The sequence below is a fragment of the Enterobacter sp. MGH119 genome (assembly GCF_001037675.1).
GTDB lineage: Bacteria > Pseudomonadota > Gammaproteobacteria > Enterobacterales > Enterobacteriaceae > Enterobacter > Enterobacter hormaechei_C.
Window position 1 is genome coordinate 1 of sequence record NZ_KQ089932.1, and the last position, 16038, is coordinate 16038.

Annotated in this window: 14 protein-coding genes and 1 rRNA gene; 6 read left to right on the forward strand and 9 right to left on the reverse strand. The window is 55.2% G+C overall.

The annotated features are described in order from the left end of the window. Nucleotides 1–153, reverse strand: a 16S ribosomal RNA gene (locus SK53_RS16940); the annotation flags it as partial. Nucleotides 154–608: 455 nt separating this feature from the next. Here SK53_RS16940 and SK53_RS16945 point away from each other — a divergent pair. After that, nucleotides 609–1316 (forward strand): FadR/GntR family transcriptional regulator, encoded by a 708-nt coding sequence (locus SK53_RS16945; RefSeq protein ID WP_003862405.1) that lies wholly within the window; start codon nt 609–611, stop codon nt 1314–1316. Then, nucleotides 1313–2746, forward strand: coding sequence for a multidrug transporter subunit MdtD (gene mdtD, locus SK53_RS16950; RefSeq protein ID WP_003862403.1), 1434 nt, complete (start codon nt 1313–1315; stop codon nt 2744–2746). The genes SK53_RS16945 and mdtD overlap by 4 nt, the downstream gene beginning before the upstream one ends. On the opposite strand, the gene rbsR is transcribed toward mdtD, so the two are convergent. From rbsR to kup, 7 genes are all read right to left on the reverse strand, one after another. Further along, complete coding sequence (gene rbsR, locus SK53_RS16955) at nt 2712–3704, reverse strand: ribose operon transcriptional repressor RbsR (protein ID WP_003862402.1); 993 nt, start codon at nt 3702–3704, stop codon at nt 2712–2714. The genes mdtD and rbsR overlap by 35 nt on opposite strands. Nucleotides 3705–3707: 3 nt before the next feature. Further along, nucleotides 3708–4637 carry a ribokinase gene (gene rbsK, locus SK53_RS16960; RefSeq protein ID WP_003862399.1) on the reverse strand — a complete coding sequence of 310 codons (930 nt, stop codon included), beginning with the start codon at nt 4635–4637 and terminating at the stop codon, nt 3708–3710. Between the two features lie 108 nt (nt 4638–4745). After that, nucleotides 4746–5636 (reverse strand): ribose ABC transporter substrate-binding protein RbsB, encoded by an 891-nt coding sequence (gene rbsB, locus SK53_RS16965; RefSeq protein ID WP_003862397.1) that lies wholly within the window; start codon nt 5634–5636, stop codon nt 4746–4748. A 27-nt stretch (nt 5637–5663) separates the two neighbouring features. Continuing rightward, nucleotides 5664–6629 (reverse strand): ribose ABC transporter permease, encoded by a 966-nt coding sequence (gene rbsC / locus SK53_RS16970; RefSeq protein ID WP_003862395.1) that lies wholly within the window; start codon nt 6627–6629, stop codon nt 5664–5666. Nucleotides 6630–6633: 4 nt separating this feature from the next. Further along, complete coding sequence (gene rbsA / locus SK53_RS16975; RefSeq protein ID WP_003862393.1) at nt 6634–8139, reverse strand: ribose ABC transporter ATP-binding protein RbsA; 1506 nt, start codon at nt 8137–8139, stop codon at nt 6634–6636. Nucleotides 8140–8146: 7 nt separating this feature from the next. Next, nucleotides 8147–8566, reverse strand: a complete 420-nt coding sequence (rbsD, locus tag SK53_RS16980) for a D-ribose pyranase (protein WP_003862392.1) — start codon at nt 8564–8566, stop codon at nt 8147–8149. Between the two features lie 225 nt (nt 8567–8791). Next, on the reverse strand, nt 8792–10660 hold the full coding sequence (gene kup, locus SK53_RS16985) for a low affinity potassium transporter Kup (protein ID WP_003862390.1): 1869 nt from the start codon (nt 10658–10660) through the stop codon (nt 8792–8794). Between the two features lie 222 nt (nt 10661–10882). On the opposite strand from kup, the gene ravA reads away from it, so the two are divergent. Both ravA and viaA read left to right on the forward strand, forming a co-directional pair. Beyond that, nucleotides 10883–12379, forward strand: a complete 1497-nt coding sequence (gene ravA, locus SK53_RS16990) for an ATPase RavA (protein ID WP_003862389.1) — start codon at nt 10883–10885, stop codon at nt 12377–12379. Beyond that, the gene (gene viaA / locus SK53_RS16995; protein WP_048209820.1) at nt 12373–13824 is read left to right on the forward strand and encodes an ATPase RavA stimulator ViaA; all 1452 of its coding nucleotides are present in this window, start codon (nt 12373–12375) and stop codon (nt 13822–13824) included. Before ravA ends, viaA begins: the two co-directional genes overlap by 7 nt. Here the strand turns inward: viaA and asnA are convergent, their stop codons facing one another. Then, nucleotides 13825–14817, reverse strand: coding sequence for an aspartate--ammonia ligase (gene asnA / locus SK53_RS17000; protein WP_003862385.1), 993 nt, complete (start codon nt 14815–14817; stop codon nt 13825–13827). It abuts the gene before it with no gap. Between the two features lie 151 nt (nt 14818–14968). Here asnA and asnC point away from each other — a divergent pair, with 151 nt between their 5' ends. Both asnC and mioC read left to right on the forward strand, forming a co-directional pair. After that, the gene (gene asnC / locus SK53_RS17005; protein ID WP_003862383.1) at nt 14969–15427 is read left to right on the forward strand and encodes a transcriptional regulator AsnC; all 459 of its coding nucleotides are present in this window, start codon (nt 14969–14971) and stop codon (nt 15425–15427) included. Between the two features lie 90 nt (nt 15428–15517). Then, on the forward strand, nt 15518–15967 hold the full coding sequence (mioC, locus tag SK53_RS17010; RefSeq protein WP_003862381.1) for an FMN-binding protein MioC: 450 nt from the start codon (nt 15518–15520) through the stop codon (nt 15965–15967). The last annotated feature ends 71 nt before the right edge of the window (nt 15968–16038 follow it).

The window sequence follows — 16038 nt, forward strand, 5'->3', positions numbered from 1 at the left end:
GTTATCCCCCTCCATCAGGCAGTTTCCCAGACATTACTCACCCGTCCGCCACTCGTCAGCGAAGCAGCAAGCTGCTTCCTGTTACCGTTCGACTTGCATGTGTTAGGCCTGCCGCCAGCGTTCAATCTGAGCCATGATCAAACTCTTCAATTTAAAAGTTTGATGCTCAATGAATTAAACTTCGTAATGAATTACGTGTTCACTCGTTGAGACTTGGTATTCATTTAGTGTCCGAGGACATTAAGAATCCATGTCACTTTGAGTGCCCACACAGATTGTCTGATAAATTGTTAAAGAGCAGTGCCGCTTCGTTTTCGCTGCGGCGCGGGGTGTGCATATTACGCTTTCCCGCTTCAGAGTCAAGCGTTTGTTTTGCTTTTCTCTGCTGACCCGGCGGCTTGCGTGCCGTTGTTCCGTGTCAGTGGAGGCGCATTATAGGGAGTTCTTCTGAAGTGACAAGAGGAAATTTAAAAAAAGTTTCTGACCGTGTTTTTTTTCACCAAAAGCGATGAGATCCAGCTACAAATTGTTCTATTTGATGTATCTGCAACCACAATCACACCTGAGATGGCATAATTAGCCGCATCAATATCTAAGGAATAAAAGCGATGCCATTAAGCGCACAACAGCTGGCAGCTCAAAAAAACCTGTCCTATGTGCTGGCAGAGAAACTGGCGCAGCTGATCTTAGCGGGTAAATATGCTCCAGGTAGCATCCTGCCCAGCGAGATGGAGCTGGGAGATCAGTTTGGCGTTAGCCGTACAGCCGTTCGCGAAGCGGTAAAAACATTAACGGCGAAAGGGATGGTGCTTCCACGCCCGCGCATTGGCACCCGCGTTATGCCTCAGGGAAACTGGAACTTTCTCGATCAGGAGTTGCTCACCTGGTGGATGACCGAAGATAACTTTAATCAGGTCGTCGATCACTTTCTGGTCATGCGCAGCAGTCTTGAACCTCAGGCCTGTCTGCTTGCCGCCACGCTCGGCACAGCAGAGCAAAAAGCGCAGCTCAATACTTTGATGGAAGAGATGGTGGATCTGAAAAAGCACTTTAACCGCGAGCGCTGGATAGCGGTCGATATGGCCTGGCATGAACATATCTATAATATGAGCGGAAATCCTTTCCTGACCTCCTTTGCTTCTTTATTCCATTCTGTGTACCACACTTACTTTACCTCTATCACACAGGATGAGGTGGTGAAGCTGGATCTGCATCAGGCGATAGTCGATGCCATTCAGGAGAGCGACGGGCAGCGAGCCCTGAGTGCGTGCCAGGCGTTGCTGGCCGCGCCAACCCACCAGCAGGTAAATAAATGACAGAGAAAAAAGCACGCAGTATGGCCGGATTGCCGTGGATTGCAGCCATGGCGTTCTTTATGCAGGCACTTGATGCCACTATCCTCAATACCGCCCTTCCCGCCATAGCCCAAAGCCTTAACCGCTCCCCGCTGGCGATGCAATCCGCCATCATCAGCTACACCCTGACGGTGGCGATGCTTATTCCGGTCAGCGGCTGGCTGGCCGATCGTTTCGGCACGCGTAAAGTATTCATGCTGGCGGTGACGTTGTTCACCCTCGGTTCTCTGGCTTGCGCCCTCTCCACCTCTTTGACGGAACTGGTTATCTTCCGCGTTCTACAGGGGATAGGCGGCGCGATGATGATGCCCGTCGCGCGTCTGGCGTTATTGCGCGCCTATCCGCGCAGCGAACTGCTCCCGGTGCTCAACTTTGTGACTATGCCGGGGCTGGTCGGCCCGATACTTGGCCCGGTTCTCGGTGGCGTACTGGTGACCTGGGCAAGCTGGCACTGGATCTTCCTGATTAATATTCCGATTGGTGTGGCAGGGCTGATTTATGCCCGTAAATATATGCCGAACTTCACCACGCCAAGACGCAGCTTCGATATGGGCGGCTTCTTCCTGTTTGGCCTGAGCCTGGTCCTGTTCTCCAGCGGGATGGAGCTGTTTGGCGAGAAAATCGTAGCGACGTGGCTGGCGCTGGCCGTCATCCTTAGCGGGATTCTGCTGTTCCTTCTATATATACGTCATGCGCGTCGCCATCCGACACCGCTTATCTCTTTATCTCTGTTTAACACCCGAACGTTTTCCGTCGGGATCGCGGGCAATATTGCCTCGCGTCTGGGCACGGGCTGCGTACCGTTCCTGATGCCGCTGATGCTCCAGGTCGGTTTCGGCTATCCGGCCCTGATTGCTGGCTGCATGATGGCGCCCACGGCGATGGGCTCGATTCTGGCAAAATCGACGGTCACGCAGGTGCTGCGCTGGTTTGGCTATCGTAAGACGCTGGTTGGCGTGACGATCTTTATCGGATTGATGATTGCGCAGTTCTCTCTGCAATCTGCGGCGTTACCAATCTGGATGCTGATCCTGCCGCTGTTTGTGCTGGGTATGGCCATGTCGACGCAGTTTACGTCGATGAACACCATCACCCTTGCGGACCTCACCGACGAGAATGCCAGCAGCGGCAACAGCGTACTGGCGGTCACTCAACAGCTGTCGATCAGCCTCGGGGTTGCCGTAAGCGCGGCGGTACTGCGGTTTTATGAAGGGTTTGACGGTACTAATACCGTTGAGCAGTTCCACTATACCTTTATCACCATGGGCGCGCTTACCGTGGTATCGGCGGTGGTCTTTATGTTGTTAAAACCAAAAGACGGCCGGAACCTGATTAAAGAGCGTCACAAAGAGAAGGCTAAACCGAACCGCGTTCCATCAGAACAGGAGTAAGCTGCAAACGTTGCTGTTGCAGCGTGGGCTGGGCCATGCGGTGGATCAACACATCGATGGCCAGCTCGCCCAGTTCATCTTTCGGCTGATGGATGGTGGTCAGCGGCGGCGTCATGTAGCGCGCCAGTTCGATATCATCGTAACCGACGATCGCCATGTCGTCCGGGACACGTAATCCCGCCTGATAAAGCGCCTGATAAGCTCCGAATGCCATCGCATCATTACCGATAAACACCGCCTGCGGGCGCGGCTCTTGCGCCAGCAGTTTCTGCATTGCTTCAAATCCACCGTTAAATTCGAAATCGCCGGTGATGCGATAGCCATCAGGAATGGCAAGCCCCGCACGTTCCATGGCCGAAAGATAGCCTTCCAGACGCAAGCGCGCCGGGGTTTTATCCAGCGGGCCGGTAATACAGGCAATGCGGGTATGACCTTTATCGATCAGATGCTGAGTCGCCATATCGCCGCCCAGCAGCGAGTTATCCTGGATCAGATCGCTGGTGCCGTCGAACGGCGCCCAGTCCATCATCACCGTGGGAATAGAAGGGTAGCGCTGGATGATCTCTTTCGAAGGTTGATGCGTTTCGGTACAGAGCAGCAGCAGCCCGTCGACGCGTTTTTGCATCAGCGTTTCCAGGTTACGGTTCATGCGCTGCTCATCGCCTTCGGTATTGCACAGCACCAGGCTGTAGCCGCGCTCGAAGCAGCTGCGCTCCACGCCGCGCACCAGTTCAGAATAAAAAGGGTTGGTACTGGCCGTGATCAGCATGCCGATGGTGCGCGTCTGGTTGAGCTTCAGGCTGCGGGCCAGCGCAGACGGCGCATAGTTGAGTTCTTTAATTGCAGCGTCAACTTTCTCCCGAATCGCCTCGCTGACGAAGCGATCGTTATTGATAACGTGGGAAACAGTCGAGGTAGAAACGCCCGCCATACGGGCGACATCTTTCATTGTGGCCAAGCGTTACCCCTGCTGACTTAAGAATTCATCAATCTCTTTACGCCATGGAACAGAAGGCTGAGCGCCTTTACGCGTCACCGCGATCGCAGCGGCGGCATGCGCGAAGCGGATCGCGTCATCCATTGCTTTTCCTTCCAGCAGCGCCGTTACCAGTGCACCGTTGAAGGTGTCTCCTGCGGCGATGGTATCAATGGCTTTGACCTTAAAGCCCGGCACGCGACGACCTTCGCCATTGACGCTAGCCCACACCCCACGGCTGCCGAGGGTGATGATCACGGTGCCGATGCCTTTATCATGCAGCGCAAGCGCGGCACGCGCTGCATCGTCATCATTTTCGACACGGATACCCGTCAGCTTTTCCGCTTCGGTTTCGTTCGGGGTGATAATATCCACCAGCGCCAGCAGCTCGTCTGATAATACACGGGCAGGTGCCGGGTTAAGTACGACAGAGGTATGATTTTCATGCGCAATTTTCGCAGCGGCCAGCACGCTTTCAACCGGTGACTCCAGCTGCATCAGCAGGGCTTCCGCTCCGGCGATGATTCCACGCTGCGCTTCGACGCGTTCAGTCGTTAACGCGGCATTAGCCCCTGCATGAATACCGATGACATTCTCACCTTCCGCATTGACGAAAATCAGCGCCACGCCGGTAGATTCCCCTGCAACCACGCTGACGGGTGCGATGTCGATGTTGTCGCTTGCGAGCTGTTTGCGTACGCGCTCGCCGGTATCGTCATCACCCGTACAGGCGATAAACGCGATATTCGCCCCGCTGCGTCCGGCGGCAACCGCCTGGTTTGCGCCCTTACCGCCGAACGCCACCTGATACTGATTGCCGGTGACGGTTTCGCCCGGAGTGGGGAACGTTTCAAGGTTAAGAATGTGATCGGCATTGATACTGCCAAGGACGACGAGGTTGCCTGCGGTTTTCATGTATTGAGGTGTCCATCTGAGAGCGCCACCGGTATTACCCGGTGGCGTATGCCACACTTTTCTTTTATTTGGTGTCCCTCAGGCAGCCAGCGACTGCCTGAATCGCCTTTACTGCTTAATGACCAGTTTCAGGTCAACAGGATATTTGGCCTGAACTTTTTCGCCCTTCAGCACTTTATCGGCAGTTTGCACGCCTGTCGCGCCAATCTGCTCAGGCAGCTGAGCGATGGTCGCAGCCAGTTTGCCATCATTTACTGCTTTTTCACCATCCGGCGTGCCGTCAAATCCGACAACCATCACATCTGATTTACCCGCAGTCTGGAGCGCACGCAGCGCACCGAGCGCCATTTCGTCGTTCTGTGCGAATACCGCCTGCACATCAGGATGCGCGGTCAGCAGGTTCTGCATGACGTTCAGACCCTTTGTACGGTCGAAGTCTGCCGGCTGGCTCGCCAGCACGTTGAATTTGTGCGCCGCTACAGCCTGCTGGAAACCCTCACCACGTTCACGGGCCGCGGAAGTCCCGGCGATACCCTGCAACTCAATCACTTTCGCGCCTTCACCGGCTTTCTTCGCGATGTAGTCGCCGGCGATTTTTCCGCCCAGTACGTTATCAGACGCAATGTGGCTGACCACATCCCCTTTCGTTGCCTGACGGTCAAGGGTGATTACCGGGATCTTCGCCTGGTTTGCCATCTTCACGGCATTACCGACCGCGTCGGAATCGGTTGGGTTGATCAGCAGGATTTTGGTGCCACGAACGGTTAAGTCCTGAACGTTAGCCAGCTCTTTCGCCGGGTTGTTCTGAGAATCCAGCACCACCAGGTTGTAGCCCAGTTTATCTGCTTCTTTCTGCGCGCCATCCTTCAGGGAGACGAAGAACGGGTTGTTCAGGGTAGAGACAACCAGCGCGATGGTGTCCTTCGCCATGGCGTTAGCACTTACGGTTGCGCTCAGCGCGACAGCAGAAACCAGGGTAGCCAGTTTTTTCATGTTCATATCTAAGATGTCCTGTAGTGTCGTCAGTTACTGTTTTTTGTTGTCTACCAGTACCGCCAGCAAAATCACCACTGCCTTAACGATCATCTGGTAATAGGAGGAAACACCTAACAAATTCAAACCATTATTCAGGAAACCGAGGATCAGTGCGCCGATCAATGTCCCAACAATGCGACCTTTACCGCCCGCAAGGCTCGTACCGCCCAGAACCACTGCCGCGATGGCATCCAGCTCATAGCCCGTACCCGCCGTTGGCTGTGCGGAAGAGAGGCGCGCCACTTCGATGATGCCCGCCAGAGACGCCAGCAGGCCGCACAGGGAGTAAACGATAATTTTGACTTTATTAACGCTGATACCGGACAGGCGCGTTGCCGCTTCGTTACCGCCCAGCGCATAGATATAACGACCCAGACGGGTATGGTGCAGCATGTACCACGCCGCCAGGAAAACGATAGCCATGATCCAGACCGGGGTCGGGACACCCAGCGGGCGACCGATACCGAACCAGCCAAACAGATCGGCGTTATCGGTAAAGCCGGTATTAATCGGGCTGCCGTTGGTGTACACCATGGTCACACCGCGCAGCAGCAGCATCATCACCAGCGTGGCGATGAACGCCTGAACGCGACCTTTCGCCACAATTACGCCGGTTACGGCGCCAATTGCCGCACCTGCCGCCAGCGCAGCGGCAACGGCCACCAGCGCGTTGACCTCAATACCGACAATCGACGCGGCGATCGCGCCGGTGAGGGCCAGCAGGGAACCGACGGACAGATCGATACCCGAGGTCAAAATCACCAGCGTCATCCCCACCGCCATAATGGCGTTGACAGAGGTCTGCTGAAGAATGTTGAACAGGTTATTGACGGTAAAAAAGTTCGGGCTCATGGTCGAGACAATCGCGATCAGCACCAGCAGGGCAATCAGCGATTTTTGTTCCATCAGCCATGCCTTTGTGAAATAGCGGCGACCAGAAACAGCCTGGGTAGTCATCTTCTTACTCCTGATTCACGCGATTAAGCTTGCCCACAGCGGCAGCCATCAGAACTTCCTGGGTGGCCTGCTCGCGAGTGAATTCACCGCCGAGATGCCCTTCATGCATGACGATAATGCGATCGCTCATGCCTAATACTTCTGGCATCTCGGAAGAGACCAGAATGATGCTCAGACCGTCGGCCTTGAACTGGTTAATCAGCTGATAGATCTCTTTTTTCGCGCCCACGTCCACGCCGCGGGTGGGCTCATCGAGGATCAGTACTTTCGGGCGCGTCATCAACCCGCGGGCAATCGCCACTTTCTGCTGATTACCGCCGGACAACAGGCCAATCGCCTGCTCCATCGATGGGGTTTTAACGTTAAAGAGACGGATAAAATCGCTGACCGCCTGCTGCTCATCTTTGTGTTTCAGGCTGCCGCCGCTGCGGCTGAAATAGCCTAGCGCAGTCAGGGACATGTTCTCTTTTACCGACATGCCCAGCACTAAGCCGTCGCGCTTACGGTCTTCAGAGATATAGACGATGCCATTCGCCAGCCCGTCCTGCGGCGAGCGGGTGACCACTTCATGACCGTCAAGGGTAACGTAGCCGCTGGTGCGCGGCAGTGCGCCATAGAGCACTTTCATCAGTTCAGTACGCCCCGCCCCCATCAGGCCCGCGACGCCAAGGATCTCGCCCTTGCGCAGGGTAAAGGAGACGTCATTCACGCCCGGTCCGCAGAGGTTATCCACCTTCAGGCGGATCTCACCCGGCGCTTTCTCCAGATGTGGATACTGATCTTCGAGCTTACGTCCCACCATCATTTCGATCAGCGAATCTTCGGTCAGGGTTGCTACTTCGCGCTCGGCAATAAACTGCCCGTCGCGAAAGACGGTGACGTCGTCGCAGATTTCGAAGATCTCTTTCATGCGGTGTGAGATATAGACAATGCCGCGGCCCTGGGATTTCAGCTCACGGATCACGCGGAACAAGGATTCGGTTTCGGTATCGGTCAGGGCGTCGGTCGGTTCATCCATAATGATGACCTTCGACTCGAAGCTCAGCACCTTCGCGATTTCCACCATCTGCTGATCGCCGATGGAAAGGTCGCCCACCAGTCGGTCGCTCTTAAAGCGCAGATTCAGCTTCGCCAGCAGTTTGTCCGCTTCGGCATACATGGTTTTCCAGTCGATTTTGCCAAACCGGTTCACGAACTCACGGCCGAGGAAGATGTTCTCCGCAATGGTGAGCTGCGGGATCAGGTTCAGCTCCTGGTGAATAATGCCGATGCCCGCTTCCTGAGAGGATTTCGGGCCGTTGAAGGTGGTCTCTTTACCCAGCCACAGCAGCGAACCGGCATCGCGTTGGTAGATACCGGTCAGCACTTTCATCATGGTGGATTTGCCGGCGCCGTTTTCGCCCACCAGCGCCATGACGCGCCCGGAATAGACGTTCAGCGCCGCGCCGGAGAGGGCTTTTACGCCCGGGAACGATTTATCGATCCCTTTGAGTTGCAGTAATGCGTCCATGATGGCCTCAGAAGGTGACGCCAGCACAGAGAATGATATTCGCATACGGGGAACACTCCCCGCTGCGAATCACCGCCTGACTGTCTGCGGTTTGTTGTTTGAACTGCTCGTGCGTTGTGTAACGAATTTCTATGGTGTTTCCCTGGTGCTGTTGCAGTTGCTCAATGTGGCTGAGCAACGTTTCGTGGAGTTGCGGATTATGTTGTTTGATTTCCGCCGCGAGAATGGCCGCCTCAACCTGCATCTCCGCGGTGACCACTTCCAGTACCTGCATGAACGAGGGCACGCCCTGCGTTAACGCCATATCGATACGGGTTGTGCTGCGCGGAACCGGTAAGCCTGCATCGCAAACCACCAGCGTATCGGTATGCCCAAGACGGGAAATCACCGATGAGATTTCTGAGTTGAGTACTGTGCCTTTCTTCATTTTTTGCTCCACTAGCGAAACGTTTCGCTAAAAACAGTGTAGCCGCAGAAGTGTTCAGAAAACCATCATGACGTAACGGATTTGTGATCAACGTCGAAACGTTTCGCTAAGTGAAATGCAGAGGAGGTAAATGCAAAACGGTAACCGTCAGGTTACCGTATTTTATGGTTGCGCCCTCTCCCTGTGGGAGAGGGTCGGGGTGAGGGCATCAGCCCGCACGGAGTCTTAAATCTCGACCTGCGTGCCCAGCTCAATCACGCGATTAGGCGGGATCTCAAACTGGTCAGGCGCACGCAGGGCGTTACGTTGCAGAATGAGATACAGCTTGCCGCGCAGGCGCAGATACCATGGGCGCTTGCCGATGATCAGCGACTCGTGGGACATAAAGAACGACGTCTCCATCATGCGGCAACTCAGGCCTTCCAGACCGCAGCGGTGGAACACCTCTTCCACGTTCGGCGTTTCGCGCCAGCCGTAGCTTGCCACCACGCGCCAGAAGGTTGGCGACAGCTGTTCAATCTGTACGCGACGCACGTTGTGAACGTACGGCGCATCTTCAGTACGCAGCGTCAGCAGGATCACGCGCTCGTGCAGCACTTTGTTGTGCTTGAGGTTATGCATCAGCGCAAACGGGATTACGTTCAGCGCGCGAGACATATACACCGCCGTGCCCGGCACGCGCACCGGTGGGGATTTCTCCAGCGAGGCAATCATCGCCTCCAGAGAGTTACCGTGCTCATGCATACGACGCAGCAGGCGGAAACGTTCGCTCTTCCACGTCGTCATCACAATAAACATCACCAGACCCAGCGTCAGCGGCAGCCAGCCACCGGAGACAATCTTGTCGAGATTCGCAGAAAACAGCGGCACGTCGATACAGAGGAAGCCAACCAGGATCAGCCCCACGAGGAACTTATTCCAGTGCCAGTTACGGTACGCCACGGTGGTGGAGAGAATAGAGGTCAACACCATCGTTCCGGTTACCGCGATACCGTACGCCGCCGCCAGATTACTGGAGTGCTCAAAGCTGACGATGACAATCACCACCGCGAAGTAGAGCAGCCAGTTGACGAACGGAATGTAGATCTGGCCAGACTCCATCTCTGAGGTATGGATAATGCGCATTGGGGAGAGATAACCCAACCGCACGGCCTGACGCGTCAGGGAGAATACGCCGGAAATGACAGCCTGAGAGGCAATGACCGTCGCCAGCGTAGCCAGGATCAGCATCGGAACCAGCGCCCAGTCCGGCGCCAGCAGGAAGAACGGGTTTTTAATCGCTTCAGGGTGTGCAAGCAGCAGCGCGCCCTGACCGAAGTAATTCAGCACCAGTGAAGGCAAGACCACGCTAAACCATGCGACGCGAATAGGGAGTTTCCCGAAGTGGCCCATATCCGCATACAGCGCTTCAACACCGGTAATGGAAAGTACCACCGCGCCCAGCGCCACAAACGACACCACTTTATATTCCAGGAAGAAATGCACCGCCCACAATGGGTTCAGCGCGTGCAGGACATCCGGGTTGGCGATAATACTGCGTAAGCCCAGCGCCGCCAGGATCAGGAACCAGGCCAGCATAATAGGCGCGAACAGCTTACCCACCAGCCCGGTACCGTGTTTTTGTATAGCAAACAGCAACGTCAGCACGATAATAGCGAGTGGCACCACCCAAGTATCAAGCTGTGGCGCGACAATCTCCAGCCCCTCTATGGCCGACATTACCGAAATCGCCGGCGTAATCACGACTTCTCCATAGAAGAAGCTGCCGCCAATCAGGCCAATGATGACCAGCACGGAGGTCATTCTTGCAGACGTATTGCGCCCGGCAAGGGACATCAGGGTCAGAATACCGCCCTCGCCCGCGTTATCAGCCCGCATAACGAAAGAGAGATATTTAAGGGAGACCACCAGGATCAGCAGCCAGAAGATGAGCGAGAGGAAACCAAATACGGCGTCACGCTCTACACCAAAACCAAACTGACCGGACAGACATTCACGAAGCGTATAAAGCGGGCTGGTGCCGATATCACCGTAGACAACCCCGATCGCCGCAAGCGTTACTGCGGGTAATGATTGCTTATTATCAGTGCTCATAGACTAGTCTTTTCGTTTGAATAACAAATGTGTGCTTAGTCCCTTGGCCCACAAAAAGCGCACAGTATGCACGATTCAATGCAAAATCGTACCCCTAAATGCAGCCACATTAATGTAGCGCAAAGAAAATAGCGCCGCACTTCAGCCTATTACCAGGCCAGACCGAAACGTCTATACTCGCTTCAATTAGCCGCCACGACGGCGAAAGGATGCAAAACTATTATGGCTCACTCACATTTATTAGCAGAAAGAATTTCCCGCCTTAGCAGTGCGCTGGAAAAAGGCCTTTACGAGCGTAGCCACGCCATTCGTCTCTGTTTACTGGCGGCGCTGAGCGGGGAAAGCGTGTTTCTGCTGGGGCCGCCGGGCATTGCCAAAAGTCTGATCGCACGCCGCCTCAAATTCGCTTTCCAAAACGCGCGCGCATTCGAGTATTTGATGACGCGCTTCTCCACGCCGGAAGAAGTTTTCGGCCCACTCTCCATTCAGGCGCTAAAAGATGAGGGACGCTATGAACGTCTGACGGCGGGCTATCTCCCGGAAGCGGAAATCGTCTTTCTTGATGAGATCTGGAAAGCCGGCCCGGCCATTCTGAATACCCTGCTGACGGCAATTAACGAACGCCGATTCCGCAACGGCGCCAGCGAAGAGAAGATCCCCATGCGCCTGCTGGTGGCCGCGTCAAACGAACTGCCCGAAGCCGACAGCAGCCTGGAAGCGCTGTATGACCGTATGTTGATCCGCCTGTGGCTGGATAAAGTCCAGGATAAATCAAACTTCCGTTCTATGCTGGTAAGCCAGCAGGATGAAAACGAAAATCCGGTGGCAGCGTCATTGCAGGTCACGGACGAGGAATACCACCAGTGGCAGGAGGAGATCGGCAAGATAAAACTGCCCGATCCCGTTTTTGAGCTGATCTTCATGCTGCGCCAGCAGCTTGATTTACTGCCCTCTGCCCCCTATGTTTCCGATCGCCGCTGGAAAAAAGCGATCCGCCTGCTGCAGGCCAGCGCCCTGTTTAGCGGCCGCGATGCTGTCGCTCCCATCGATCTGATCCTGCTGAAAGACTGCCTGTGGCACGACGCAGAAGGGATGAATCTGATGCAGCAGCAGCTGGACGTTTTGATGACCGGACACGCGTGGGGTCAGCAATCCATGCTTAATCAACTGGGGGCGATTGCTCAACGTCGCCTTCAGCTCCAGCAGCAGCAAAGTGACAAAACCGCGCTGAAGGTGAACCGTCTTGGCGGGATGTTTGCCCGTAAACCGCACTACGAACTGCCAGCCGGGCTGACTGACGCCTCGCTAACGCTTCTTCTTCAGCAGCCGCTGAAGCTTCATGATATGCAGGTTGTGCATGTGACTATCGAACGCGTTGCGCTGGTTCAGTGGCTGGATAAGGGCGGTGAGATCCGCGGTAAACTCAACGGTATCGGCTTTGCACAGCCGTTGTCGATGGAAGTCGACAGCAGCCAGCACCTTGTGATCCGCGACGTCAGCCTTCAGGGATCGCGCCTGGCTCTGCCGGGCACGGCCTCCGACACTGTGCCGGAGGAGATCAAACAGCAGCTCGACGCGCTGGATAACGAATGGCATCAGCAGCACACCCGCTTCAGCGAGCAGCAGAAATGCCTCTTTATCCATAGCGACTGGTTAGGTCGCATTGAAGCCAGCTTGCAGGATGTCAGCGCGCAGATCAAACAGGCTCGTCAATGCTAACGCTGGACACGCTTAACGTCATGCTAGCGGTTAGCGAGGAAGGGTTGATCGAAGAGGTCGTCATTACCCTGCTCGCTTCACCGCAGCTGGCGGCCTTCTTTGAAAAATTCCCGAAGCTTCGAAAAGCAATGACGGACGATCTTCCCCGCTGGCGCGATAACCTGCGCCAGCGGTTTAAGGAGACGGAAGTCCCGCCGGAACTGACAGAGGAAGTGGCTGGTTACCAGCAGTGCCAGCGGCTTTCAACGCCGCAGTTTATTGCCCAGCTACAGCAAACTCTGACGCTGCTTGATAACGTTCACTCCCCGTTTGCCAGCCAGGCCAGAGCGCTGGTCACGGACAACCCCAGCTTCACTTCCGCCCTGCATACGCTGTTTTTACAGCGCTGGCGACTGAGCCTTGTGGTCCAGGCCACGGCCCTCAATCAGCAGTTGCTGGACGAAGAGCGCGAACAGTTGCTCAGTGAGGTCCAGGAGCGAATGACCCTGAGCGGCCAGTTAGAACAGGTGCTGGTGGAGAATGAAAACGCCGCTGGTCGACTCTGGGATATGAGTGCCGGCCAGTTAAAGCGGGGCGATTATCAGCTGATCGTGAAGTACGGCGACTTTCTGGCGCAACAGCCGGAGCTGATGAAGCTCGCAGAAAAGCTCGGCCGCTCCCGGGAGGCCCGGTCGGTCCCAAAGAAAGATGCGCCGATGGAGACCTTCCGAACGCTGGTACGCGAACCCTCCACCGTACCGGAGCAGGTGGACGGGCTACAGCAAAGCGATGACATCCTGCGCCTGCTGCCAACGGAACTCAGCACGCTGGGAATGACCGAACTGGAGTATGAGTTTTATCGTCGGCTGGTGGAAAAACAGCTCATTACCTATCGACTGCATGGCGAAGCCTGGCGCGAGAAGATCAGCCAGCGTCCGGTGGTGCACCAGGATTTTGATGAGCAACCGCGCGGCCCATTCATTGTTTGCGTCGATACGTCCGGATCGATGGGGGGCTTTAATGAACAGTGCGCAAAAGCGTTCTGCCTGGCCCTGATGCGCGTGGCGCTCGCCGATCGTCGTCGCTGCTACATCATGCTCTTTTCCAGCGAAGTGGTGGGGTATGAACTGACCAGCCCGCAGGGGCTGGAGCAGGCGATCCGCTTTTTAAGCCAGCGCTTTCGCGGCGGCACCGATCTGGCCAGCTGTTTTCGCAGTATCATTGAGCGCATGCAGGGCGGTGACTGGTACGACGCGGATGCGGTGGTGATTTCCGATTTTATTGCCCAGCGGCTGCCGGACGAGGTCGTGAATAAAGTGAAGGAGATGCAGCGCGTGCACCAGCACCGTTTCCATGCCGTGGCGATGTCTGCACATGGAAAACCCGGCATCATGCGCATCTTCGATCATATCTGGCGCTTTGATACCGGGTTGCGTAGCCGCCTGCTCAGACGCTGGCGACGTTAATTAAAGAAGAGAACCGACGCTCTCACGTACCTGCTGCGGCCAGACCCCACACTGCACCTGACCGATATGGGACAGTTGCAACAGCAGCATGGTCAGACGAGACTGGCCAATACCACCGCCGATGGTCTGCGGCATTTCACCGCGCAGCAGCGCCTGGTGCCATTCCAGTTGCAGACGATCCTCATCACCGGTCACGGCCAGCTGACGCTTCAGTGCTTCAGCATCCACGCGGATCCCCATTGAAGAGAGTTCAAACGCATCTTCCAGAACCGGGTTCCAGACCAGAATATCGCCGTTCAGACCAGCATATTCGCTTTCGCCCACTGTGCTCCAGTCATCGTAATCCGGCGCACGGACGTCGTGACGTTTACCATCAGACAATTTTCCGCCAATGCCGATCAGGAATACAGCGCCAAGCTCTTTGGCAATCGCGCGTTCACGGCCTTTGGCATCCAGATCCGGGAAACGGCTCAGCAACTCCTGACTGTGAACAAAGTGGATCGTTTCCGGCAGGAACGGTGCCAGACCAAACTCTTTGCTTACGGCCGCTTCGGTCGCTTTGATCCCGGCGTAGATCGCCTCAACGGTAGACTTCAGCGTGCCAACGTGGCGCTCGCCGTCACCCATTACGCGCTCCCAGTCCCACTGGTCAACGTAGACAGAATGAATGGGGGAGAGGCGGTCTTCATCGGGGCGAAGGGCTTTCATGTGCGTGTAAAGCCCTTCGCCCGCGCTGAAGTCGTGTTGTCCCAGGGTTTGACGCTTCCACTTCGCCAGGGAATGAACCACTTCGAACTGAGCGTCTGGCAGTGTTTTCACTTTTACCTGTACCGCTTTTTCGCAACCAGACAAGTTATCCTGCGTCCCGTCACCCACGCGGCTCAGAATCGGCGCCTGAACTTCAATAAGGCCAAGCTTCTCTTCCAGCTGGCGAGAAAAATGGGATTTAACGAAACTGATCTGGCGTTGTTTTGCGATGTAAGCGGTTTTCATTATTTATACTCCTGCGTCCTGTTGATACTGATTAAGCAACAGAACAGGCGCTTAATTCAATAACCCATCAACAAAAAGCCTCCTTCACTTTTGATTCGTTAAAATAAGACGCTAGAATAGAAGGAATCATTAATCTTCATAAGAAAAACCTATGGAAAATTATCAGATCGACAATCTGGACCGCGGCATTCTGGAAGCGCTCATGGCCAACGCACGCACCGCGTATGCCGAACTAGCTAAACAATTTGGCGTCAGCCCGGGGACCATTCACGTTCGCGTAGAGAAAATGAAGCAGGCCGGGATCATCACCGGCGCACGCATTGATGTCAGCCCGAAGCAACTCGGCTACGACGTCTGCTGCTTCATTGGCATTATTCTGAAAAGCGCCAAAGATTACCCCTCCGCGCTGGAGAAACTGAACGCGCTGGATGAAGTCACTGAGGCGTACTACACCACCGGGCACTACAGCATCTTTATAAAGGTCATGTGCCGATCCATTGACGCCCTCCAGCAGGTACTTATCAACAAGATCCAAACAATCGATGAAATTCAGTCCACTGAAACCCTGATCTCCCTGCAAAACCCGATCATGCGTACTATCCGCCCGTGATCGGGAAATTTCATTCCCACATTTTCCACAGGTAGATCCCAGCTCGTTCACAGCGTACAATGGCCGCCTCTTTATCTGAGCGAGCGATCAATGGCGGACATTACTCTTATCAGCGGCAGCACCCTGGGCGGTGCGGAATATGTAGCGGAACATCTGGCTGAGAAGCTGGAAGACGCGGGCTTTTCTACACAAACGCTGCACGGACCGCTGCTGGAAGATCTCCCGACTGACGGGGTCTGGCTGCTGATCACCTCCACGCACGGCGCGGGCGATCTGCCAGATAACCTGCAACCTTTATATGACGAACTGCTGGAACAACAGCCCGATCTGTCAAACGTCCGGTTTGGCGCTGTGGGGATCGGCAGCCGTGAATATGACACTTTCTGTGGCGCCATAGAGAAAGTAGAAGCTGCGGTGACCGCCTGCGGAGCAAAACAGCTGGGTGAAACGCTGAAGATCAACATCCTCGATCATGATATTCCCGAAGATCCAGCCGAGATCTGGCTCGCGGAATGGAAAAATTTACTCAAAAACGATTAAAGATCGTGCGAACAGATGTGGATAACTCTGGTTAAAAGCTCGTATTAAGCCGTAGTTATCCAAATAACAAC

Bases quoted from the DNA above. Each gene is read 5' to 3' on its own strand.
- viaA (WP_048209820.1), top strand. From the start codon at position 12,373: ATGCTAACGCTGGACACGCTTAACGTCATGCTAGCGGTTAGCGAGGAA.
- kup (WP_003862390.1), bottom strand. From the start codon at position 10,660: ATGAGCACTGATAATAAGCAATCATTACCCGCAGTAACGCTTGCGGCG.
- rbsC (WP_003862395.1), bottom strand. From the start codon at position 6,629: ATGACTACCCAGGCTGTTTCTGGTCGCCGCTATTTCACAAAGGCATGG.
- rbsK (WP_003862399.1), bottom strand. From the start codon at position 4,637: ATGAAAACCGCAGGCAACCTCGTCGTCCTTGGCAGTATCAATGCCGAT.
- mioC (WP_003862381.1), top strand. From the start codon at position 15,518: ATGGCGGACATTACTCTTATCAGCGGCAGCACCCTGGGCGGTGCGGAA.
- asnA (WP_003862385.1), bottom strand. From the start codon at position 14,817: ATGAAAACCGCTTACATCGCAAAACAACGCCAGATCAGTTTCGTTAAA.
- ravA (WP_003862389.1), top strand. From the start codon at position 10,883: ATGGCTCACTCACATTTATTAGCAGAAAGAATTTCCCGCCTTAGCAGT.
- rbsA (WP_003862393.1), bottom strand. From the start codon at position 8,139: ATGGACGCATTACTGCAACTCAAAGGGATCGATAAATCGTTCCCGGGC.
- rbsD (WP_003862392.1), bottom strand. From the start codon at position 8,566: ATGAAGAAAGGCACAGTACTCAACTCAGAAATCTCATCGGTGATTTCC.
- asnC (WP_003862383.1), top strand. From the start codon at position 14,969: ATGGAAAATTATCAGATCGACAATCTGGACCGCGGCATTCTGGAAGCG.
- mdtD (WP_003862403.1), top strand. From the start codon at position 1,313: ATGACAGAGAAAAAAGCACGCAGTATGGCCGGATTGCCGTGGATTGCA.
- rbsB (WP_003862397.1), bottom strand. From the start codon at position 5,636: ATGAACATGAAAAAACTGGCTACCCTGGTTTCTGCTGTCGCGCTGAGC.
- SK53_RS16945 (WP_003862405.1), top strand. From the start codon at position 609: ATGCCATTAAGCGCACAACAGCTGGCAGCTCAAAAAAACCTGTCCTAT.